Origin of the sequence: Epilithonimonas sp. (genome assembly GCF_036780765.1) — a bacterium.
Taxonomy (GTDB): domain Bacteria; phylum Bacteroidota; class Bacteroidia; order Flavobacteriales; family Weeksellaceae; genus Epilithonimonas.
Genome location: NZ_DAIQCG010000008.1, coordinates 56231 through 79595, shown reverse-complemented (window position 1 = coordinate 79595; position 23365 = coordinate 56231). Strand labels below are relative to the sequence as shown.

The window sequence follows — 23365 nt, the reverse complement described above, 5'->3', positions numbered from 1 at the left end:
TCCAAAAATAAAATTTAATTAAACTAAAAACCTTATTTTTACGGTTCAATATAAACATATGAGATTTTACCTAAGTCTGTTGTCTTCTTTACTATTTTCACTATCATTTGCACAGAAAACTGTGAATGCAAGAATCATAACTTTAGATAATGATACATTGCGTACGAGGGTGAAAGTGACTACAAATATGTTTGACCCAACTTTGATTTATGGAAGTAGTTTTACAACAAAAATTAAAACTATAACCGATGATGACAAAAAAGTCAATATTGAAGCTTCAACCGTAAAAGAATTGTCATTTGACGATTTTAATGGGAAAAGAAGAGTATTTGTCAACAATTCTCAAGACAAAAAATCTCTGAATGAACATATTTTCAACGGAAAGGTTTTGGATTGGTACAGAGCTTATACAGCTAGCACAGGTGGCGAAACAGGTTCTGATTTTCTTATTAATAAAGTGACGAACAAAGGTCTTGGAGTTGGCTATTTTACAGGAATTCCCAAAAAGAAACTGAAAGAGTTTTTAGGAGACGAACCAGAAATGGAAACTTTCATAGAAGAAACTAAAAGCAGTTCACTCAGAAATGCAGAAAATAGTATAGACAACGTGATGGAGTCTATTATTAAAAAGTATGAAGCTCTGAAAGCAAAAAAATAATAAATTAACAATAAATTATAATAAAAAATGTCAATTTTAGTAAACAAAGATTCTAAAGTTATCGTACAAGGATTTACAGGTAACGAAGGTACTTTCCACGCAGGTCAGATGATTGATTACGGAACCAACGTTGTTGGAGGTGTAACTCCGGGAAAAGGAGGAACAGAGCATCTTGGTAAGCCGGTTTTCAACTCAGTTTCAGAAGCTGTAGAAAAAGCGGGTGCTAATGTGAGTATCATCTTCGTACCGCCGGCATTTGCTGCAGATGCTGTGATGGAAGCTGCTGAAGCTGGTATCAAAGTAATCGTTTGTATTACAGAGGGTATTCCTGTTGCTGATATGGTAAAAGTAAAAGATTATATCCAAGATAGAGACGTTCGTTTGATCGGTCCAAACTGTCCTGGTATTATTACTTCTGACGAAGCTAAAATCGGAATTATGCCTGGTTTCGTTTTCAAAAAAGGAAAAGTAGGTATCGTTTCAAAATCTGGAACTTTGACTTACGAAGCTGCTGACCAAGTTGTGAAGGCTGGTTTCGGAGTGTCTACAGCTATCGGCATTGGTGGAGACCCAATCATCGGGACTACTACAAAAGAAGCTTTGGAATTGTTCATCAACGACCCAGAAACAGAAGCGGTTGTAATGATTGGAGAAATTGGTGGTTCTTTGGAAGCTGAAGCGGCAAGATGGTACAAAGCTAGTGGTTCTACAAAACCAGTTGTAGGGTTCATCGCTGGACAAACGGCACCAAAAGGTAGAACAATGGGACACGCTGGAGCTATTGTTGGTGGAGATGATGATACGGCACAAGCAAAAATGGCAATTATGAGAGAAAACGGGATCAACGTTGTAGATTCTCCTGCAGAAATTGGTAAAACTGTTGCTGCTGTTTTAGCTTAAACTGAATTGATAAGGATATCTTATTAAAATATATTTTGAGAAGCTCGGATAGAGCTTCTCATTTTTTTTATATAAATTTGAAACAGAAAATTTATAAACACACGATTATGAAAAAAATCCTTTTCGGATCCCTACTATTAATGTCATTTTTCTCTCAGGCTCAAATCGATTTTAGGTCCACTGAATTTGGCCTTGTAGCGGGCGGAACTTATTCGAGAGTCAGAAATGCACACAATCCTTCAGGAGCCAGAATTTCAGTTTTAGGAGGTGTAACAGCACAAGTACCAATTGGTGTTGCCGAACAGTTTTATATTCAGGCAGAGGCTCTGTATTTTGGCGCTGGAGAAGGCGGTGATAGAGAGTATGAAAAAGCAAAAGGATGGGAACACGCAGTTTATGCCAACAATTATATAAGTGTTCCACTTAATTTTAAGGCTTATTTCTCTGAAGCAGAATCTGAATTTTATGGATTGATGGGGCCAAGATTTAATTTCTTGGTTAATCAGAAAGTTAAAAATGCTGCGAAAGCCTCTTATGAAGCGGATAGTTATGGAAAAGCCAATTCATTTAATTTAGGTTTGGGAGCAGGTGTAGGTTTCAGTTACAAACGTCAACTGGAAATAGCTCTTAAATATGATATTGGATTATCTGATGTTTATCCGGATTTGAAGAATTCTCCTGAAGAGATTCTTACCAGAGATCCTAGTGTTGCTAAGAAAAAATCAGAACAGATTATAAGTCTTGGATTGACTTATTTATTTAAATAAAAAAAAGGCTGTGAAAATATTCACAGCCTTTTCTTTTACTATTTTTGTTTAATCAATTCCTTGATTTTATTTTCAATCTCTTCAGATAATTCTGGGTTATCTTTTAAAACTTCTTTTACAGCATCACGACCTTGCCCTAATTTGGTGTCTTCATAACTAAACCAAGATCCACTCTTTTTAACTACAGCCAGATCTACAGCAGTATCTAAAATTTCGCCTACTTTAGAAACGCCTTCTCCGTACATAATGTCAAATTCTGCCATTTTGAAAGGTGGAGCAACTTTGTTTTTAACTACTTTCACTTTTACTCTGCTTCCTACAGCTTCATCACCATTTTTAATTGGTGCACTTGCTTTTCTGATGTCGATTCTTACAGAAGCGTAGAACTTAAGTGCATTTCCACCTGTCGTAGTTTCAGGATTACCAAACATCACTCCGATTTTCTCTCGAAGCTGATTGATGAAAATCACTGTACATTTTGTTCTGTTGATTGTTGCAGTTAGTTTTCTCAAAGCCTGAGACATCAATCTTGCATGTAGTCCCATTTTAGAATCTCCCATTTCACCTTCAATCTCAGCTTTTGGCGTCAATGCAGCAACAGAGTCAATGACAACAATATCAATTGCGCCAGATCTGATTAAGTTATCAGCAATTTCCAAAGCCTGCTCACCATTATCGGGCTGAGAAATAATTAGGTTCTCAAGATCGATTCCCAACTTCGCGGCATAGTTTCTATCGAAAGCGTGCTCTGCATCTATGAAAGCAGCAATTCCGCCAGCTTTTTGGGCTTCTGCAATGGCGTGAAGCGTCAATGTTGTTTTACCAGAAGATTCAGGGCCATAGATTTCGATGATTCTCCCTCTTGGATATCCACCAACACCTAAAGCAAGGTCGATACCCAAAGATCCTGAAGGTATTACTTCAATTGTTGTATCCACAGAATCCTCACCCAAAGTCATTACAGTTCCTTTCCCGTAGGTTTTATCTAGTTTTTCAAGAACTAATTGTAATGCTTTTTTCTTATCGTCGTTTGTACTCATTATATCAAAAAATTATTCTCAAAAATACGGAATTTTAAAATCAAAATCCAATATTATTTTAATCTACGGTTTTAATTTGTTAATTGAAATTTAATGAAAATTTGAATTTTTTGTGATTCTTAGATAATCCTCCAAAACTTTCATTTGGTCATTGTTTCCTTTATTTATTCTTGTTTGCCTACTGAATATTTTTTCATAATATTTATTAAATATTCTTTTTGATTTTGGGAACAAATCTTTGTTTTTCACTTTAGGGATTTCCAATCTTTCGCAAACCTCGTCATCCAACAAAAACCAAGTGCAGCAGATGTGCAAATAACGTAGATTTTTTCTTTGGAAATTAAATTTAAGAATAGGATTTTCCAGTGATTCATTCAAAAGTGAATGAGCTAATAAGATAGAATCTTTATCAGACGGCGGTTGCACAGAAGTCCAACAGTAAAAATATTCTGTCGCTTGTTTTTTATTGTCGGGTAGGAGCTCTTCAGGAATTCCTAATAAGTAACCGACATATTTCCAAAGGTGAAAAAGTCCTTTTTCCTCTTTTTCCGAATAAGTATTTCCTAATTTGTGTAAGCTAAATAAAAATACCAAACTGAAACCAATGTAAGTTGCCATCATATCCCAAGAGTTGATGGGTTCTCCCCAGTTTTCTGTATCCCAATTTTTGTAATGCTTCTTTATGGAAAGTCTTGCGTAGGAATGAATGAGTCTTGTTTTGATGGCAAATTCATATCCTTTTTTATGAATTTGAAGTGCGTCAGGTCTTGTGACATTGACCCAAAAGTCTAATGTTTCCGATAAACGTTTGACTGCTCCTTTTTTCAGAGCTTCCGTAACAATCAGTGGTTTATTGAGATAGGCATAATCGTAGCCGCCAATTAAACAATAATCTCTTAGTGAAATTAAAGAATCCACATTGCAACGCATACAAAGTTCTGCACCACATTTTATCAAATCAAAATCTACCCAATCTGGAATTGATTGCGTTTGTCCAAAAAGTACTTTTACACTTTCAGGAATATTATCGTTTTTTGAAATACCATTTCTGATATAGGATTCGATTTGTTTTGAAGCTTCGGAAAATGATTGTGTAAAGTAAACGTCTTTTACAACTCTATCTCCAATTTCATCAACATCATAAAAGAAATGAGAGAATTTGTCAAAATCTTTAAAGTTGACTTTTGCGTCAGAAAACTCTATAAGTTGCTTGCCATTTCCTCCTTCCCAGAAATTTTTAAAATGAGGAGAATCTTTAAATCTAGGTTGTAAAATTGTTTTTTCCATCTCAGATAAAGTTACGATTATTACTCAATACAGTGATTGTGAGTTTTGTCATTAGTGAAAGTTCTGGAAGTAGTTAAATGTTATATCTGTATAAAAACTTAGCTTGCTTTCACACAATAGTAAACTTGCTATTTTCAAGATATAAAAAAACCTCTGAAAAAATTCAGAGGCTTTTTTATTTTATTTCAATTTCAGATTATAGAGAAGCTGAGTGAACAAGCATATCTGCTAATTTGTTAGAATAACCCCACTCGTTATCATACCAAGATACTAATTTAACAAAAGTTGGGTTCAACATAATTCCAGCTTCTTTATCGAAGATAGAAGTTCTTGCATCGCTTACAAAATCCTGAGAAACAACAGCATCTTCTGTGTAACCAAGAATTCCTTTCAATTCACCTTCAGATGCAGCTTTGATAGCAGCACAGATTTCTTCGTAAGAAGTTGGTTTGTCCAATTTTACAGTAAGATCCACTACAGAAACGTCAGCAGTTGGAACTCTGAAAGACATACCAGTCAATTTCCCGTTAAGAGAAGGGATTACTTTTCCTACTGCTTTTGCAGCACCTGTAGAAGAAGGGATGATGTTGTTAAGCGCAGATCTACCACCTCTCCAGTCTTTTGCAGATGGTCCATCTACAGTTTTTTGAGTTGCAGTAGTTGCGTGTACAGTTGTCATAAGACCTTCTGCGATACCGAAGTTGTCGTGGATTACTTTTGCCAATGGTGCAAGACAGTTTGTAGTACAAGAAGCGTTTGAGAAGATTTTTACATCGTCAGTAAGTTCCAAGTGGTTTACACCCATTACGAACATTGGCGTATCATCTTTTGAAGGAGCAGAAAGGATAACTTTCTTTGCACCAGCGTTGATGTGAGCCTGTGCAGAATCTTTTGAAAGGAATAAACCTGTAGATTCTACGATATATTCTGCACCAACTTCATTCCATTTTAGGTTGTTAGGGTCTTTCTCAGCAGTTACACGGATTGTTTTTCCGTTTACAACAAGGTTGTTTCCTTGTACTGATACTTCTCCTTTGAACGCTCCGTGAACCGAATCGTATTTTAGCATATAAGCCATATATTCAGCATCGATAAGGTCATTGATACCTACCACTTCGATGTTGCTTCTTTCAGCCATTGCTCTGAAAACTAGACGTCCGATTCTACCGAATCCGTTAATTCCTACTTTAATTTTTGACATATTATTTAAAATATTAAGGTTTTTTGTTACTATAAATTTACGAAAAAATGACCTACATCGCAAGTATTTCAGCGATTTTCAGCAAGTCTTTATCGATTTCGTTATGTTTTTTAATCGCTTCTTCTATCGGTGTATAGACAATCTTGTTAGACTGCATTCCAACCATTACTTTATTCTTGCCTTCCATCAACCCGATAACAGCGCCGTAGCCAAGATGACTAGCCAAAACTCTGTCTGCACAACTAGGGGAACCACCTCTTTGGATGTGCCCAAGAACAGTTACACGGATATCATAGTTAGGGAATTTTTCTTTTGTAGCTTTTGCGAGGTCATAGATATTCCCTAACTCTTCACCTTCCGCCACTACAACAATGCTGGATGATTTACCAACTTTTTCGGCTGTTTCGAAAGTTTCAAAAAGGTCATCTAAGCTATCTTTTCTTTCAGGAATCAAAATGTCAAGAGCTCCAGTTGCAATTCCACTGTTAAGCGCTATGAAACCAGCATCTCTACCCATTACTTCTACAAAGAAAACTCTGTTGTGAGAAGTAGCAGTATCTCTGATTTTATCAATAGAATCCATTGCTGTGTTAAGTGCCGTATCGTAACCAATGGTTTTATCGGTCCCGAAGATATCATTATCGATAGTTCCCGGAACACCAATTACTTTGATTCCGAACTCTTCGTTGAAAACTTTTGCACCCGTGAAACTTCCGTCTCCACCAATACAAACCAAAGCATCAATTCCTAATTTCTGACATTGTTCGTATGCTTTTTTTCTTCCTTCCGGAGTCATAAATTCTTTAGATCTTGCAGACTTTAGAATGGTTCCTCCTTGATTGATTATATTTTTTACGGAACGCGGTCCCATTTTTGTAACATCACCAGCAATAAGACCATTGTAACCTTCGCGGATACCGTAACAGTCTATATTGAAATGATTTGCTGTTCTTACAACTGCTCTAAGTGCGGCATTCATCCCCGGCGCATCGCCTCCAGAAGTCAGAACCGCAATAGATTTAATGTTGTTTTCTGACATATTTTTAATTTTTTTCAAAGCAAATTTACGAAATATCAATCACATTTTAGCCCTACTATTGTCTTAGTTGAATAAAATATATCATATCTTCAAGAATTAATAATAGCGTAATATGACAAAAATCAAACTTAAGATGATTCACAAAATAATTAAGTTTATTATATTTACGAACAAGACAGAATAAAATTTTAAACTAATAAAAAATACATTAATATTATGAAAGTTACCGTAGTTGGAGCTGGTGCAGTAGGAGCAAGCTGTGCAGAATATATAGCAATGAAAGACTTCGCTTCAGAAGTTGTTTTGGTGGATATCAAAGAGGGTTTTGCAGAAGGAAAAGCAATGGACTTGATGCAGACGGCTTCTCTTAATGGTTTCGATACCAAAATCACCGGAACAACAGGGGATTATTCCAAAACTGCAGGTTCAAAAGTAGCGGTTATCACTTCTGGAATTCCTAGAAAGCCAGGAATGACGAGAGAAGAATTAATCGGCATCAACGCAGGTATTGTAAAAGAAGTAACTGAAAATTTGGTAAAACATTCGCCTGATGTTATCATCATTGTGGTTTCTAACCCTATGGATACAATGGCTTATTTGGTTCACAAAACATCTGGTCTTCCAAAAGAAAGAATAATTGGAATGGGAGGTGCTTTGGATTCTGCAAGATTTAAATACAGATTAGCGGAAGCATTGGAAAGTCCAATTTCTGATGTAGACGGAATGGTTATCGCTGCACACTCTGACACAGGAATGTTACCTTTATTTAGCAAAGCGACAAGAAATGGCGTTCCAGTTTCTGAATTTTTGAGTGATGAGCAAAAGGCTTCTGTTATCGAAGAAACTAAAGTTGGCGGCGCAACATTGACAAAATTATTAGGAACTTCTGCTTGGTATGCACCTGGTGCCGCAGTTTCTGTAATGGTTCAGTCTATTCTTTGCGACCAAAAGAAAATGATTCCTTGTTCATTGATGCTTGACGGCGAATATGGGCAAAATGATATCTGTCTTGGTGTTCCTGCAATCATCGGAAAAAATGGTGTTGAGGAAATCGTTAACATCACTTTGACTGAAGAAGAAAAAGCAAAATTTGCCGAAGCAGCACAAGCTGTAAGAGAGGTAAATGGAGATCTTAAGTTCTAATCTTAAGACTAGATAAATTAAAACCATCTCAATTCGAGATGGTTTTTTATTTTTTATTAATTTCAATTATCCTTGAAAATCGCCACAATCGTGTTCCTCAAATTTTTCTAATAAACTTTCCTGAGTGTAAAATTCTTGATTTGATTTTTTATAGTAACCCATAACATCCAGATCGTCTTCGGTTCTATTTCGTTAAGTGACCACAATTTTTCAGGATTAGATTCCAGTTTTTTCTGAACATCTTCCCTTTGGATATTATTCTTCCTGTTGTTTTAGTGAAAGTTGAGGTTTGTTTTTCATATTGATTAGTTGCTTTTGGCTAAAAATATCTCTCTCAGATTTATCAAATTACGCAAATCTACTTCATTGCATTAATCTGCAAAATTTGCCAAATCAGCGAAAAATAAATTTACTCATTCATACCTTTCCCCTCCAAGATATTGGGGATTGATTTTTCGATTCTGGATTCTCTGGTTTTGGATTGTTTTGGTGCAGAAAAATGAAATAGATAAGCACGTTGTCTTCCTGGAGTCAAAGATTCGAAAGCAGATTTCAATTCTGGGTTTTCATTGAGTTTAATTTGAAATTCCTCAGGAATTGGTGTTGCTTCTTTTTTGATTTCCACTTTTTCTCCACGTTCTTCGATTTCAACAGCTTCAAAAATATAATCTTTGATAATTGACTTTTTATCCAAAATATCCTGAACATTTTCGAATCTCATTTGTCTTCCTGCTTGTGTGTTTTCTCCCATTTTCACCAAAAGATGTTTGGAATCTTTCATAATTCCACCTTTGAAAAACAGAAGTGCAAAATATTCTTTGAAGCCTTGGATAATCACAATATTCTTCCCTTGAAAAGAGTAACACGGTTTTCCCCATTTGAAATCTTCTGCCAATTGACAATCCAGAATAATGGTTCTCAACACATTCATCTCAGATTTCCATTGTTTGGACTGGTTGATGTGTTCGTCAACTTTTGAATTCATTTTAATAATCTGTTTTTCCAAATTTAATTAAAATTCGAATTAATATAAATTTAATTGAATTTCGATGTAACAAATATGTTAAGGTTGTTGTCTTATAAGCAAAACGAAACTATGAAATTACTCTTTTCCTCTTTAGGATTACTTTCAACTACTTTATTATTAGCCCAATCCACTCAAGATACTATAAAATCAAAAGAAATAGAATCTGTGACTTTGATTGCCAAAAAACCAACGGTTCAAAGCAAAGCCGATAGAACAGTTTTTAATGTTGAAAACACCTCTGTTTTGGCAGGAAATACAACTTGGGATATCGTGAGAATGACGCCTTTGGTTAGCATTGATAACAATGATAATGTGAGGGCAGAAGGAGAATCTGTAACGGTTTATATCAACGATAGAAAATCGGTTTTCACGGGTAAGGAACTGAAAGAATATCTCAAAACAATTCCTGCAGACAACCTGATAAAAATTGAAGTTATTACAAGTCCTTCTTCTCGGTATGAAGCTTCTGGATCTGTCATCAATATTGTTCTTAAAAAACGAGATGACGAAGGTTTGAAGGGAAGTATTTCTCTTACTAATAATCAGAATACGAAAAACAGCCAATACGGAAGTTTGAATCTGAATTATCACAAAAAGAATTTTACTCAGACTTTTACAGGAAGTTACAGCGATAATGTTTTTATTACAAAGACTTCCAGCAGAAACACTTTTTACGCAGATAATTCGGTAAGTACTATTGATTCTAAGAGTACATATACAGGAAGAAATCCATCATTGTCATCAACCTCAGAGTTTGAACTGAATGATAAAAATAACATTGGTCTTGTTGTAGAATATTTCCGTGGGAATCGTACTTCGGAATCTGCTTCTTTTGAAAATAATTATCTGAATGATGTTTTGCTTAATTCTTTTTCTCAAGATATTCTCGGGCGAACCAATAGTAATACTTTGGGAACCAATTTGTTCTACAAATATTACGATAAGCAAAAAAACAAAATTTTGGATGTCAATCTGGGGATTAACTATGATTCGGAAAAAGGCACGACGGATTTTACGAGAAAAGACCAATCCGAGGTAATTACCGACCTGAGGAATTTTGCTAATTATAATCAAAACCGAAACTATTTTGTAAAAGTTGATTATACATCGCCACTTGGAAAGGGCGGAAGTTTTGAGGTTGGCGGTAAAATAAATTTTAACAATAACGTCATTCCAAATGATTATTTTGTGATTACTGAAAATATTCCTTCAGCAAATGTGAATCAATTCCAATACACAGAAAATCTGAATTCTCTCTATGCTAATTTCAGTAAGACATTTTTTGAAAAACTTGAAACAAGAGTTGGACTTCGTTACGAATATATTGATTACAAAATTCGTCAAAACGGAAACGAGACCAGAAGAGATTCTTATGGAACTTTGTTACCCAATTTATTGGTAAAATATGCTTTTACACCAAATTATGATTTGAGTTTAACCTACAATCACAACCTTTGGAGACCTTGGTACTCTGAGTTTAATGATTTTGAAATGCCAGGAAATAATGGTTTTTTTTATAAAGGAAATGTCAATCTTCTACCAAATCCAAGCGATAGAATTGGTTTGAAATTTGGCCTTTATAAAAAATATTTCCTTTCAGCGAGATATACTTTTACAGATCAGGATTATTGGACAAGTTATACACAAGAAACTCGAAATAATCGTTTAGAAACTATTTCATTTCCGGATAACTTCAAAGGCAAAGTAGAGAAGTTTTACCTTTCTGCCAGTACTAATCAGAATTTTATCAAAAATAAACTTAATGTCAATCTGAGTTTAGGTTGGTCTTACACGGATAATAGTGATTTTAATACGAGAAATAAATTAGATCGCACAAATAATTATCTCAATTTCTTCTCAGGTTCAACCAATTTGTCTTACACCAATTTGTTTAATAAAAATATTAATCTAAGTGCTTGGATGAGTGTTGATAATCAGAATTATGGAAACTCTGTTGCCAATCAATACAATTTCTTCCATAATATTTCAGTGACCAAAATTTTCCCAGTTTCACAAATCGAAACCAGTTTACAGTTGATGAATATTTTCAAAAGACCATCGATGAACACCACAACGTTCAGCCCAATTGGTTCTTTCCAAAGTACCAACAAATGGGATTGGTTCGGATTCTCACTCACATTCGTAAAACGTTTCGGGAACCAAAAAGTAAAAGAAAATACCAAAACCGATGTCGAGAAAAACTCAGGCGGAAGTAAATAAATTTTCAATGATAAATTAAAAAGGAACGGGCAATTGCTCGTTCCTTTTTGTTATAGATAAATCGAAAATCTTTGTTGAGTGAAATGTCTTTTCGAACCTTAAAAATATTTTCTATAAGTTCAAAAAAATCTTTGCGCTCTTTGCGTTTAAATTTCCAGAAAAAAACTTTAATAAAAATTTCACATCCCAAAACTTTTGAAAGCCGTAAATTTGGAATCAATAAAAAGTTTTTAAAATGTTAAAGAATTTTACGATTGCAACAGTTGCTTTTCTGTCTGTAGTCACCCTAAATGCACAGAAGAAAAAAAATACAGAACTGGAAAGACCAAAATTAGTAGTTGGTTTGGTAGTAGACCAGATGAGGTGGGATTATCTTTATCGTTATTATAACAAATTCGGGAATGATGGTTTCAAAAGACTTCTAAGTTCCGGATATTCGCTTAACAATGTTCATATTCCTTATGTTCCTACGGTAACTGCTTTGGGTCATACATCCATTTACACAGGTTCTGTTCCTGCTATTCACGGGATTGCCGGAAATGACTGGACAGATAAAGAAACTGGGAAAAATGTCTATTGTACAACGGACGAAAGTGTAAAACCTGTTGGAACGACCAACGTAAAAGTAGGAAGTCATTCTCCAAAGAATCTTTGGTCAACAACAGTTACAGACGAGCTGAGATTGGCAACCAATTTTCAAGGCAAAGTAATAGGTGTTTCTTTGAAAGATAGAGCTTCTATTTTGCCGGCCGGTCATACACCAACGGGCGCTTTTTGGTTTGATGATTCCTCTGGAAATTTCATTACGAGTACTTATTATATGAATGACCTTCCAGAATGGATAAAGTCATTCAATTCCCAAAATCTTCCAGATAAATTGGTAGCGAATGGTTGGAACACATTGTTGCCAATTAATCAATATACAGAAAGTTCTCCGGACAATTCTGATTGGGAAGGCTTGTTGGGAAGTGCAAAAACACCAACTTTTCCTTACACTAATTTACCCGCAGATTACCAATCAAGAAAAGATAATATCCGATATACACCTTTTGGAAATACGTTGACTTTGAAGTTGGCTGAAGCTTCTGTCGAAGGCGAAAAGTTGGGAAGTGATAGTGTCACAGATATTTTAGCCATTAATCTTGCGTCAACAGATTATGCAGGACACAAATTTGGTCCAAATTCCATCGAGGTTGAGGATGTTTATTTGAGATTGGACCAAGATTTAGCTAATTTTTTCAAATATCTTGATAACAAGGTTGGTAAAGGACAATATACAGTTTTCCTTTCTGCAGACCACGGAGGAGCGCATTCTGTTGATTTTTTGAAAGAACATAAAATAGCAACGGGCTTCTTTGGCGAAGGAATGGAGAAAAATATGACTGCAAAGTTGAAAGAAAAATTTGGAGTTGATAAACTAATTAATGGAGTGGATAATTACCAAATCTATTTTGATAGAAAGCTAATTGCAGACAATAAACTTAATCTTGAAGAAATTAAAAGTTTTACGATTCAGGAATTAGAAAAAGACCCGACAGTTTTATACGCAGTTTCTACAACAAAAGTTCAGGAAGCTACAATTCCGGAACCGATTAAACAAAGAATTATCAACGGAATCAATAGAGAAAGAAGTGGCGATATCCAATTGATTTCTCACGATTCTATGCTTCCAACTTATGCTAAAAAAGGAACAACGCACAGCGTTTGGAATTCTTACGATGCTCATATTCCATTGATTTTTATGGGATGGGGAATTAATCAAGGAGAAAGTAATAAGCCTTATTTTATGACGGATATTGCGCCAACTGTTTCTGCTTTGTTGCACATTCAGTTCCCTAGTGGTAATGTTGGAAACCCAATTACAGAAGTGATTGGAAGATAAAAAAGTAGAAGTTAGATGCTAGAATCTAGAAGTTAGATTTTAATTCTCTTCTTCATTTTTAAAAAAAATATAAACACAATATTGTCATTCCGTAGGAATCTCAACAGCCTTTGTAGAGATTCTTGCAGGATGACATTTTTTTTAGAAATTTGCACTTGATTATGAATTTGAAAGAAAAAGATATTTTCGATTTGCTGGATGAAAAGGCAGAACTCTACAATTCTCCGGACTTTGTCACTGATGACCCGATTCAGATTCCGCATCGTTTTTCTTTGAAGCAGGATATCGAGATTGCCGGATTTTTGTCTGCAAGTATCGCTTGGGGAAATAGAAAATCGATTATCAATGATGCGAACAAAATGATGGAATTGATGGGGAATTCGCCGTATGATTTTGTAATGAATTTTACATATTCTGATTTGGAAAGAATTCCACACAAAGCGATTCATAGAACTTTCAATCACGAAGATTTTATTTTCTTTCTCAAGAATTTTAGACGAATTTATAATCAGTTTGAAAGTCTGGAAAATGCTTTTATAATTAATGAAAACGAAATCAATTTCTCTCACTCTATCGAACGTTTCAGAAATCACTTCATTTCCGAACAACATCGCGGGCAAAAACACGTGAGTTCGCCTTACAAAAATTCGGCTTCCAAAAGATTGATTATGTTTCTGCGTTGGATGGTTCGTAAAGATAAAAAAGGCGTCGATTTTGGAATTTGGGAAAAGATTGACCCAAAGTTTTTATCAGTTCCTCTAGATGTTCACACCGCAAATATTTCCAGAAAACTAGGAATTTTAACCAGAAAACAAAACGATTGGAAAGCAGTTGAAGAATTGGATTCAATTCTTAGAAAATATAATGCTGATGACCCAGCGGTTTATGATTTTGCATTATTTGGATTGGGAGTTTCCAAAGAATTTGAATAGAGTTTAACCACAAAGACACAAAAGTCTCACTACGAACACAACTATTTAACTTGTGAACCTTGTGAAAAACTTTGTGCCTTTGTGGTTAAAAAACGTTTCTTGATGTACATCAATGCGAGGTCAAGATTTAAGGTCTTATTTTTGCTGCAAGAAAAACAATATTAATTTAAAATATTATCTATGAAAAAATTAACAGTATTAGCATTGGCAGGCGCTGCTTTGATGTTTACAGCTTGTAACGACAAAAAAGAAACAGTAAAAGACGCACAGGAAGTTGCGGCAAAAACTGGTGAAGCGTACAAAGTAGATTTAGCAACATCAAAAGTAGATTGGAAAGCTTTTCACAAAGGAGGTTTTGCACCAAGATGGGGAACTCTTAACTTGAAATCTGGAGAAATTACAGTTGAAAATGATGCGGTAACTTCTGGAGATTTAGTAATCGATATGACAACTTTGAAAGTTGACCCTGCGTCTGTAACTGAAGCTGATAAAAAGCCGGCTGATTTGGAAGGACACTTGAAAAGTGCTGATTTCTTTGATGTTGAGAAACAACCAACTTCTGATTTCAAAATCACTGCTGTGACGGATTTGGCTGGAGAACTTCCAAAAGATGCGGTTGCTGGAGCGAACAAAACTGTGAGCGGAAACCTGACATTGTTAGGAAAAACGCTTAACGTTTCTTTCCCTGCGAAAGTAACTGTTGCTGAAGGTAAAGCTAGTGTTGAGGCTAAATTTACTGTAAACAGAGCAGATTGGGGAATCAAATTCGGGACTGATGAAACGGACCCGGCTGAATGGATGATTAGCAAAGACATCGAAATTGGTATCAATGTAAATGCAGCTAAATAATAAATTCTGAAAATGAAAAGAAAGACTGTTTCGAAAGAGACAGTCTTTTTTTGTAAAGTATTTTGAACTTTTGCTGATTGAGCAAATTTTGCAGATGCAAGAGTTTGAATTAATCTGCTTAATCAGAAAAATCTGCGAGAAAATTATTTTTAATGAATTTTAAATAGTTTTTGCAATGAAAGAACCGACTCTTTAGAAGCCGGTTCAGTAGATAAAAACATCTCATTTTTTTAGTTAAACAACAAAAAAAAAGGACAGCCGACAATGCTATCCTTTAAATTTTTATATCAAATTTAATTTGAGTAATTCCGATTGGGTCAAAAGCAAATTTTGTGTTCATTTCCTAAATCTCTATTGTAAATTTAGAAAGAAAAACAATACGAAATGTAAACTGAATGTTAAAATTTCATACTTATCCACATTTTTTTGTGGATAACTTAGTTTTACTTAAAAGCTTCAATCGTCTTATTAATAGCATCAATCTGCTGATTAATTGTTGGACTGTTTGGGTTGTTTTTCAGAACTTCCATTTTCTTGTTCAATCCATCTTTCAGCATTTGTACAATCATCATTTTTACTTGAGGATTATCCGGCATTTGAGATTTTGCCTGAACCAAAACTTTGGTGACTTTCTCAGTCGCTTTCAGGTTGTCAGAACTCATAATCCAGTTATAGCCTTCCTCAGCAGATTTACCAAGCGTTGGATCCTGAAATTTAATGAAAGGGTAGAAAGCAACAGTTGTTCCGATAGCAGGCATTTGTTTCTCAATTTTATTCTTCACAATGATTGGAAGCAATTTAGAAATCAAATCATCCGACGCGCCATCCAAATCTATTTTCTCGATAGATGTTGCTGCTTTTGTTGGATCTATTTCTGCAATTCCTGCTAATGAAGAACCTTTTACAGCATTAGAAACAGCATTCAGACCTTTTTCATAGATAGAACTGTACTTAGCATTTTTAGTTTTCACTAAAGCTGAAATTGCTGCTGCCTGAACCAAAGTTTTAGGGTCGTTGGAAGCTAATTTTTCTACATCAGCAGTCAAAGCTTTTGCCTGCTCAGGAATTGTTAAATCAATTTGCTCCAAAGCTTGTTCTCTGATTCTGAAGAAAGGATCTTTCAGCGCTGCTGAAAACAATTTGATAGCGGCAGGGTTTTTTGCATCGGCTTTTTCAATGCCTTCCAAAGCAGCATATTTACTTTTTAATTCTTTCGAACCTGTAAACTGTAATAAGTTTTGTTCAGGAGTTTTAGAATCGGTAACATCTGCAACCAGAATTCCGTCTGCGTTGATATTGATTAAATCTGGTGTTTTAGAAGAATCAAAAGTGAAACTGTTCTTAGCTTTTGCATCTACCCAAACATTGAAACGCTTTGGTTTTCCATTATCATAAACGTCGATTGCCAAAGGAAACTCGAAAGGCTGATCTTGAGATTGATTGATAACAACAGTTACTTGTTTCTTTACAGGTTCATAAGTTGAAGTATAATTCAATTTTGGGTGTCCGCTTTCAAAATACCATTGATTAAAGAACCAGTTCAAATCTTTTCCAGAAACTTTCTCGAAAGACAATCTTAATTGATGAGCTTCTGCATTTTGATATTCGTAAGTTTTTAGATAATCCGTAATTCCTGCAAAAAATGCATCGTCGCCAAGATAATTTCTCAACATATGAAGAATTCCTCCACCTTTCTGATAAGTCACAAGGTCAAAAACATCTTCGCGAGAAGCATAATCAAACCTTACCAAATCTTTTTTGAAATCTCCAGGATTGTGAATATAATGACCTACATCTTCCATCTGATGATAGTCTGCTTGGTCTTTTCCATACTTATATTCGTTCCAAAGATATTCTGAATAATTGGCGAAAGATTCGTTAACAGTCAAATTGCTCCAGCTTTCTGCCGTAACCAAATCTCCAAACCAATGGTGGAATAATTCGTGCGCAATAGTGTCTTCCCATTTATTCTCATCGATGAGTTGTCCAGGCTTTTGAAGAATATCACTTCCGTGAAGCGTTGCTGTTGTATTTTCCATAGCTCCGGAAACATAATCTCTTCCAGAGATTTGCGCATATTTTGCCCAAGGATAATCGTAGCCTAATTTTTTAGAGAAAAACTCAATCATTTCGGGAGTGTTTCCGTAAATCTGTTTTGCGTAAGGCTCATATTCTTTCTCGATATAATAATCTACAGGAATATTTCTCCATTTGTCCTTCACAACTGCATATTCTCCAACACCCATAAAGAAAAGATAAGTAGAATGTCTCTTATCCATCACCCAATGGTCTGTTCTCAGATTTCCGGATTCTTTTTGAGAATCTTTCAGGATTCCGTTGGAAAGGGTAACATATTTATCAGGAACAGTCATATAGATTTCCTGAGTAGTTTTTTGATTTGATTTATCGATTGTCGGGAACCAAGCCGATGAAGATTCTGTTTCACCTTGAGTCCAGATTTGAGTTGGTTTATCCGGATCTTTGCCTTGAGCATTGATGAAATAAAGACCTTTTGCATCATTGATTGCCGCACTTCCAGCTTGTTTTACTTCGTTTGGACGCGCTGTGTATTTGATGTAAACTGTGTAATCCTGATTCTTTTGATAAGTTTTATCAAGTGTTATTTTCAGTTCATCATTTTTATAATCGAATTTCAAAGGTGACTTAGAACCGTTTTTATCCAAAGCAACTTCGTGAATCAACATTCCCTTTGCATCAAGGACTAATTCATTGGTTGCATAGAAAAATGGACTTGCGGTCAACCATTCTTCACCGTTCATTTGTTCCTTCTGATAATCGAAATTGACTTTCAGTTTGGTATGTTTAAGTTCTGTAGTTTTGGTATGTGTTGCTCTATAAGGAACATTTCTCCCTGAAGTTTCTGTTTGTGCAAAAGCAACATTTGAATTAAAAATGGCACCTAGAAAAAGTGCAGCTATGAATATTTTTTTCATTCTTACGAATTTGTATCGTTGATTATTTTAAAGTTTTATAAGTCTTGATTCTTAAAGGATTGTTACAGTGCAAAATATTTATCAATAGGGGCGGGCTTTAGCCCGTTTTCAATGTAAACTGTTCAAAATGGCTTTAGCCAAAATCATTATCTGAATTAAATTGATGCTTTGTGATGAACTCATTAAATTCTTGTTCGTAAGTCTTGTTTTGATGATGTAACTCTTGATTGTTAATATAGTTTCTGACTTTATCCACCATAGATTCCGAAACAGAAACAGCAAAATATTCTTTCTGCCACTGGAATTTATTTGGAATCAATTGATTTTTATTAATCCAAAATGAAGATTCTCCTTTTAAAAGCTGAACAACTTTTTCTATATTTTGATTTGATGAAAGAGATATTAAACAATGACAATGGTCTGAAAAACCATTAATACTATCAATGAAAATCTCCTTTTCTTTTGAATTTTCTTTAATGTGCTTCCATACCTTGTATCTCAATTCCTTTGTATTGAGAAGTGGTAATCTTTGATAAGTTGACCAAACTAAATGAATATAAATTTTGATGAAAGGCATACTGCATAATTTCGGCTAAAGCCATTATTTTTATTAATCAAGAAAGTGGGCTAAAGCCCACCTCTATTAATATTTCAAACAAAAATCATATCGCCACAGGCGCTTTAATCCCCGGATGTGGATCATAATTTTCCAACGTAAAATCCTCAAAATCAAAATTAAAAATATCTTTGATTTCTGGATTCAGTTTCATTGTTGGTAAAGGTTTTGTTTCTCTTGAAAGTTGTTTGTTAACCTGCTCAAAATGATTATTATAAATATGAACATCACCAAAAGTGTGAACATAATCGCCAACTTCCAATCCTGTAACCTGCGAAACCATCATCAATAAAAGCGCATAACTTGCAATATTAAAAGGAACACCCAGGAAAACATCTGCACTTCTCTGATACAATTGCAACGATAATTTTCCGTCAGCTACATAAAACTGAAATAAAGCGTGACAAGGAGCCAAAGCCATATTTGGGATTTCAGCAGCATTCCAAGCGGAAACTATTAATCTTCGCGAATCCGGATTTTTTTTGATTTGCTCAATGACTTCAGAAAACTGGTCAACTACTTTTCCGTCGGCTCCGCTCCAGCTTCTCCATTGGGCGCCGTAAACAGGACCTAAGTCTCCATTTTCATCCGCCCATTCGTCCCAGATTGAAACACCATTGTCTTTCAGATATTTTATATTTGTTTCGCCTTTGATAAACCAAAGCAATTCATAAATAATAGATTTCAAATGAACCTTTTTTGTCGTTACCAAAGGAAAGCCTTTCGACAAATCGTAACGTAATTGGTAGCCAAAAATACTGCGTGTTCCCGTCCCTGTTCTGTCGGTTTTATCGGTTCCGTTATCTAAAATATGCTGAAGTAAATCAAGGTAGTTTTGCATTTTGAAAGCTAATAATTGGATTACAAAATAAAGAATTTTTAATTGAAATTTCCTTAATTAATAAAATAAAAAGCGACAAAAATAATTGGTACTTCTATAAAATCCCTCGGTTTGTCTATTAGATTTGATATTATTTTCTATATGGAACAACTTTGTTCCCGTAAAACAGACGAACAATGCAAAAATATCTCATCATAACGCTTTTCATCGGAATCCTTGCTCCGTCTCAAAAAGTATGGACGCTTGAGGATTGCCTTGATTACGCTGTGGAAAACAACATTACCGTGAAGAAAACGGTTTTGGACAAGACGACTGCTTCCTTGAATTATCAACAGCAGAAAAATAACAAGCTTCCGACAATCTACGGTTCTTCATCGCTTGGTTTGACGAATGGTTCAAGTATCGACCCGATTACGAGTTCATTTGTGAATCAGAATATTTTATTAAATAGTTTCGGGTTGAGTGGAAATATGACGATTTATCAGGGGAATAAACTGAATCTTCAAATTGAACAGAACAAAATGATTCTCGACCAGTCTTCATTATATCAGAAACAAGCTGAAAACAATATCGTTTTGAATGTTTTGAATGCTTACTTACAAGCTTTATATTATTATGAAGGAATCGAAAGCGCAAAATATACGGCAAGTTCTTCCGCTCAGGAATTAAAACTGACTCAGACTAAATTTAAAAATGGAGCCATTTCAAAATTAGATTTGGCGGATGTTGAAACTCAGGATGCGCAGAATCAATATACGGTTGTGAACAGCGAAATTCTTTGCAATCAGCAGGTTTTAAAATTGAAACAATTATTAGAACTCGACCCAAGTGTTGATTTTCAAATTGAAAAGATAAAACTGACCGATTTAATGGAATCCATTCCAGATAAGCAACAGGTTTTTGCTCAAGCCATAGAAAATCTTCCTGATTTAAAAATTTATGATTCTCAAAATGAGATTCTTGCAAAAGCACTTGAAATCACAAAAGCAGGTTACAAACCGACACTTTCTGCAACTGCAGGCTTGAATACAGGTTTTACAAGCACTCAGGATTACAGTTATTTTAATCAAATCAAGAATAATTTCAACAAATCAGTTGGTTTATCGCTGAACATTCCGATTTTATCGAAAAAGCAAAATGATACGAATGTCAAACTAGCTCAAATCGATATCCAACAAAATAAACTCGATAAAATCAATGCAAGCAAAACGTTGTATTCATCCATTGAAACAGCTTGGCAGAACGCAATTGCTAATCAAGCTCAGCAAAAATCATCTAAAGTAGCGAGAGACAATGCAAAACTCGCTTATGATTTAGCCAGTAAAAAATATGAATTCGGAGGTTTGACAACTACGGAATTGGCTGTAAGCAGAAACACTTATTTGACGAATGAGCAAACGTATCTTCAGTCAAAATATATGGCAGTTTTGTACACTCAGTTACTGAATTTTTATCAAGGGAAAACACTAACTGCTAATTAATAAATTAACAAGAATCAATTTGTTGCCCCAACCCTAAAAGGAGCAAATTGATTTTATTCCACCCTTTAGGGTCCGGGAAAGAATAAAATCAAAAATATCAAGATTATGAATCCAAAATATAAAAAATACTTCAAAAATTCCATTATTGTTCTTGTTGCTGCAATTGTCGTATTCTTCGGATACAAATATTTTACGACAGAGAAAAAAGCGAGTATCGCCGTTCAGACCGTGAAATTGTCCAAACAGAATGTCACAACTTCTGTTACCGCAACCGGAACAGTAGAACCGGTAGACCAGGTTGATGTCGGAACGCAGGTTTCAGGAATTATCAATCACATTTATGCAGATTACAATTCTCCCGTGAAAAAAGGTCAGCTTTTGGCAGAATTGGACAAAACCAATCTTCAGGAATCTGTGAACAATGGTTTAGCTCAATATAATGCATCGCTGAACGAGCTGAATTATTACCAACAGAATTACAATCGTCAAAACAATATGTATAAATCTGGAGTGATTAGCAAAGCAGATTACGAACAGGCAGCTTATCAGGTTAAAAATTCTCAGGAAACGGTAAGTCAGAGAAAAACGGCATTGGCGCAAGCGAGAACCAATTTGAGTTATGCTAATATTTATGCTCCGATTGACGGAATTATCCTAAGCCGAGAAGTGGAAGAAGGACAAACTGTTGCAGCTAGTATGACGACTCCGACATTATTCACGATTGCAAAAGACATCACAAAAATGCAGGTTGAAGCGAATGTAGATGAAGCCGATATCGGCGGTGTTGAAGTTGGTCAGCGAGTGAGTTTCACAGTTGATGCTTATCCACAGGAAGAATTCAGCGGTCGTGTTCGTCAGGTTCGTTTGTCGGCAACTACAGAATCGAATGTTGTGACTTACACGGTAATCATCGATGCAGACAATCCCGAACAAAAATTGAAACCAGGATTAACAGCAACTATTACGATTTTCACTCAGGAATTAAAAGATATCGATACAGTTTCCGCTTCGGCAATTGCTTTCAGTCCTGATACGGAAACTTTGCAGAAATATTATCAGCAAAACCAAATCACGGCAAAAATTCCTGAAATCAAAACCGGCAAAGGCAAAGAAAAATACATTTGGATTAAAAATAATGACGGAAGTCTTTCCCAGAAATTAATCACAATCGGAATCAATGACGGAATCAATGTTCAGGTTGTAAGTGGACTTTCAGGAAATGAACAAATTGTAAGCTCACTTGAGGAACAAACTGAGGCGGTCGCAAGTTCTAGTGAAGAAGGAAGCAGCCCATTTATGCCGAAAAGACCAAATAATAACAACAAAAAGTCTAGTTCAAACCAAGGTCCACCGAATTAATTGAGTTGAGAGTTGTCGGTTGATAGTTGACAGAAACTTCAAACTTCAAATCTCAAACTTAAAGAAATCCAACAAGCATCAACTGTAAACCAACAACTACAATGAAACCCATCATCAAAATAGAAAACCTAAAACGCGAATTCAAAATGGGCGACGAAATCGTTCACGCTTTGAAAGGCATCGATTTGACCATCAACGAAGGCGAATTTGTGACGATTATGGGAACCAGCGGTTCTGGAAAATCAACATTCCTTAATGTTTTAGGATGTCTCGACCAGCCAACTTCTGGAACTTATGAACTGGACGGCGTTTTGGTCAAAGATTTAAACAAAAACCAACTGGCGGAAATCAGGAATACCAAAATCGGATTCATATTTCAATCATATAATTTATTAGCTAGAACCAGTGCGCTGGAAAATGTAGAGTTGCCTTTGCTCTACAATTCCAAAGTGTCGGCGGAAGAGAGAAGGGAGCGCGCTGTGAAAGCCTTGAAACAAGTCGGTTTGGAAAGCAGAATGGGACACGTTCCGAGTCAGCTTTCAGGCGGACAACAGCAGAGAGTTGCGATTGCGAGAGCCTTGGTCAATCATCCAATAATCCTTTTGGCAGACGAGGCAACAGGAAATCTAGATACCAGAACTTCCTACGAAGTGATGAATCTTTTTCAGGAACTCAACGACCAAGGAATCACGATTGGATTCGTAACACACGAGGACGATATTGCGAGATTCAGCAAGCGAACCGTGATTTTGCGGGACGGATTAATTAAAGAAGACAAAGCCGTAGAAAACCGACTGATTGCCAAAGAAGAATTATTAAAACTTCCAAAAGCAGAATAATGATTTGACTTTGTCGAACCACTGCGTTAGGTTTGGGCAGCTTAATCCGCCTTCCGCTCCCAATCTTTTTTGCAAGACGATTTCAGATTCAATAGAACTTGAAGGTTGGCAAAAAAGGATTTCCGCTCAAGTCGGGCTGCGAGAGATTCAACGAAATAATAAACTTTTTCAGATATATTTAGAAACCAATGAAGATGGATTAATGAAGTAAACTTTTGTAAACCTAAAATGCAGACAGAGATGCAGATGCAATGAAGAAGTAAAATGAAATCGACAATGAAAAAGACAATGAAGAGGCTGGTTTACAAAAGTTTTAAAAATTAAAATGAT

At 35.4% G+C, this 23365-nt stretch carries 19 protein-coding genes; 11 read left to right on the top strand and 8 right to left on the bottom strand.

Going from position 1 to position 23365, the window contains the following annotated elements:
- Nucleotides 1-58 precede the first annotated feature (58 nt).
- The 3 genes from V7P73_RS12100 (at nt 59) to V7P73_RS12090 (ending at nt 2325) form a co-directional block, all read left to right on the top strand.
- Nucleotides 59-658 (top strand): hypothetical protein, encoded by a 600-nt coding sequence (locus tag V7P73_RS12100; RefSeq protein ID WP_333854041.1) that lies wholly within the window; start codon nt 59-61, stop codon nt 656-658.
- A 27-nt stretch (nt 659-685) separates the two neighbouring features.
- Nucleotides 686-1558, top strand: coding sequence for a succinate--CoA ligase subunit alpha (gene sucD, locus V7P73_RS12095; RefSeq protein ID WP_333854039.1), 873 nt, complete (start codon nt 686-688; stop codon nt 1556-1558).
- A 107-nt stretch (nt 1559-1665) separates the two neighbouring features.
- The gene (locus tag V7P73_RS12090; protein WP_333854036.1) at nt 1666-2325 is read left to right on the top strand and encodes a porin family protein; all 660 of its coding nucleotides are present in this window, start codon (nt 1666-1668) and stop codon (nt 2323-2325) included.
- A gap of 38 nt (nt 2326-2363) precedes the next feature.
- On the opposite strand, the gene recA is transcribed toward V7P73_RS12090, so the two are convergent.
- The 4 genes from recA to pfkA all read right to left on the bottom strand — a co-directional run bounded on the left by recA (nt 2364) and on the right by pfkA (nt 6892).
- Nucleotides 2364-3365 (bottom strand): recombinase RecA, encoded by a 1002-nt coding sequence (recA, locus tag V7P73_RS12085; protein ID WP_074233359.1) that lies wholly within the window; start codon nt 3363-3365, stop codon nt 2364-2366.
- Between the two features lie 90 nt (nt 3366-3455).
- Nucleotides 3456-4652, bottom strand: coding sequence for an oxygenase MpaB family protein (locus V7P73_RS12080; protein ID WP_333854033.1), 1197 nt, complete (start codon nt 4650-4652; stop codon nt 3456-3458).
- Between the two features lie 196 nt (nt 4653-4848).
- On the bottom strand, nt 4849-5853 hold the full coding sequence (gap, locus tag V7P73_RS12075; RefSeq protein ID WP_333854032.1) for a type I glyceraldehyde-3-phosphate dehydrogenase: 1005 nt from the start codon (nt 5851-5853) through the stop codon (nt 4849-4851).
- A 52-nt stretch (nt 5854-5905) separates the two neighbouring features.
- A complete protein-coding gene (pfkA, locus tag V7P73_RS12070) occupies nt 5906-6892 on the bottom strand; it encodes a 6-phosphofructokinase (protein WP_333854030.1) in 987 nt (328 codons plus the stop codon).
- Between the two features lie 216 nt (nt 6893-7108).
- On the opposite strand from pfkA, the gene V7P73_RS12065 reads away from it, so the two are divergent.
- The gene (locus V7P73_RS12065) at nt 7109-8035 is read left to right on the top strand and encodes a malate dehydrogenase (RefSeq protein ID WP_333854028.1); all 927 of its coding nucleotides are present in this window, start codon (nt 7109-7111) and stop codon (nt 8033-8035) included.
- A gap of 409 nt (nt 8036-8444) precedes the next feature.
- Here V7P73_RS12065 and V7P73_RS12060 read toward each other — a convergent pair whose 3' ends face one another.
- Nucleotides 8445-9020, bottom strand: coding sequence for a YdeI/OmpD-associated family protein (locus tag V7P73_RS12060; RefSeq protein ID WP_333854026.1), 576 nt, complete (start codon nt 9018-9020; stop codon nt 8445-8447).
- Nucleotides 9021-9131: 111 nt separating this feature from the next.
- Here V7P73_RS12060 and V7P73_RS12055 point away from each other — a divergent pair, with 111 nt between their 5' ends.
- The 4 genes from V7P73_RS12055 to V7P73_RS12040 all read left to right on the top strand — a co-directional run bounded on the left by V7P73_RS12055 (nt 9132) and on the right by V7P73_RS12040 (nt 14945).
- The gene (locus V7P73_RS12055; protein ID WP_333854024.1) at nt 9132-11282 is read left to right on the top strand and encodes an outer membrane beta-barrel protein; all 2151 of its coding nucleotides are present in this window, start codon (nt 9132-9134) and stop codon (nt 11280-11282) included.
- A gap of 235 nt (nt 11283-11517) precedes the next feature.
- A complete protein-coding gene (pafA, locus tag V7P73_RS12050; RefSeq protein ID WP_333854022.1) occupies nt 11518-13164 on the top strand; it encodes an alkaline phosphatase PafA in 1647 nt (548 codons plus the stop codon).
- A 161-nt stretch (nt 13165-13325) separates the two neighbouring features.
- Nucleotides 13326-14096: a TIGR02757 family protein gene (locus V7P73_RS12045; RefSeq protein ID WP_442896970.1), complete on the top strand. Its 771-nt coding sequence runs from the start codon at nt 13326-13328 to the stop codon at nt 14094-14096.
- A gap of 180 nt (nt 14097-14276) precedes the next feature.
- A complete protein-coding gene (locus tag V7P73_RS12040) occupies nt 14277-14945 on the top strand; it encodes a YceI family protein (RefSeq protein ID WP_333854020.1) in 669 nt (222 codons plus the stop codon).
- A 443-nt stretch (nt 14946-15388) separates the two neighbouring features.
- Here V7P73_RS12040 and V7P73_RS12035 read toward each other — a convergent pair whose 3' ends face one another.
- The 3 genes from V7P73_RS12035 to V7P73_RS12025 form a co-directional block, all read right to left on the bottom strand.
- Entirely contained in the window at nt 15389-17899 is a 2511-nt protein-coding gene (locus V7P73_RS12035; protein ID WP_333854017.1) for a M1 family metallopeptidase, read from the bottom strand.
- A gap of 133 nt (nt 17900-18032) precedes the next feature.
- Complete coding sequence (tnpA, locus tag V7P73_RS12030) at nt 18033-18476, bottom strand: IS200/IS605 family transposase (RefSeq protein WP_312824535.1); 444 nt, start codon at nt 18474-18476, stop codon at nt 18033-18035.
- A gap of 85 nt (nt 18477-18561) precedes the next feature.
- Nucleotides 18562-19356, bottom strand: coding sequence for a thymidylate synthase (locus V7P73_RS12025; RefSeq protein WP_333854015.1), 795 nt, complete (start codon nt 19354-19356; stop codon nt 18562-18564).
- A 176-nt stretch (nt 19357-19532) separates the two neighbouring features.
- Here V7P73_RS12025 and V7P73_RS12020 point away from each other — a divergent pair, with 176 nt between their 5' ends.
- The 3 genes from V7P73_RS12020 to V7P73_RS12010 all read left to right on the top strand — a co-directional run bounded on the left by V7P73_RS12020 (nt 19533) and on the right by V7P73_RS12010 (nt 23035).
- On the top strand, nt 19533-20837 hold the full coding sequence (locus tag V7P73_RS12020) for a TolC family protein (RefSeq protein ID WP_333854013.1): 1305 nt from the start codon (nt 19533-19535) through the stop codon (nt 20835-20837).
- A gap of 105 nt (nt 20838-20942) precedes the next feature.
- Nucleotides 20943-22196, top strand: a complete 1254-nt coding sequence (locus tag V7P73_RS12015; protein ID WP_333854012.1) for an efflux RND transporter periplasmic adaptor subunit — start codon at nt 20943-20945, stop codon at nt 22194-22196.
- Between the two features lie 101 nt (nt 22197-22297).
- The gene (locus V7P73_RS12010; RefSeq protein ID WP_312824531.1) at nt 22298-23035 is read left to right on the top strand and encodes an ABC transporter ATP-binding protein; all 738 of its coding nucleotides are present in this window, start codon (nt 22298-22300) and stop codon (nt 23033-23035) included.
- Nucleotides 23036-23365: the final 330 nt, after the last annotated feature.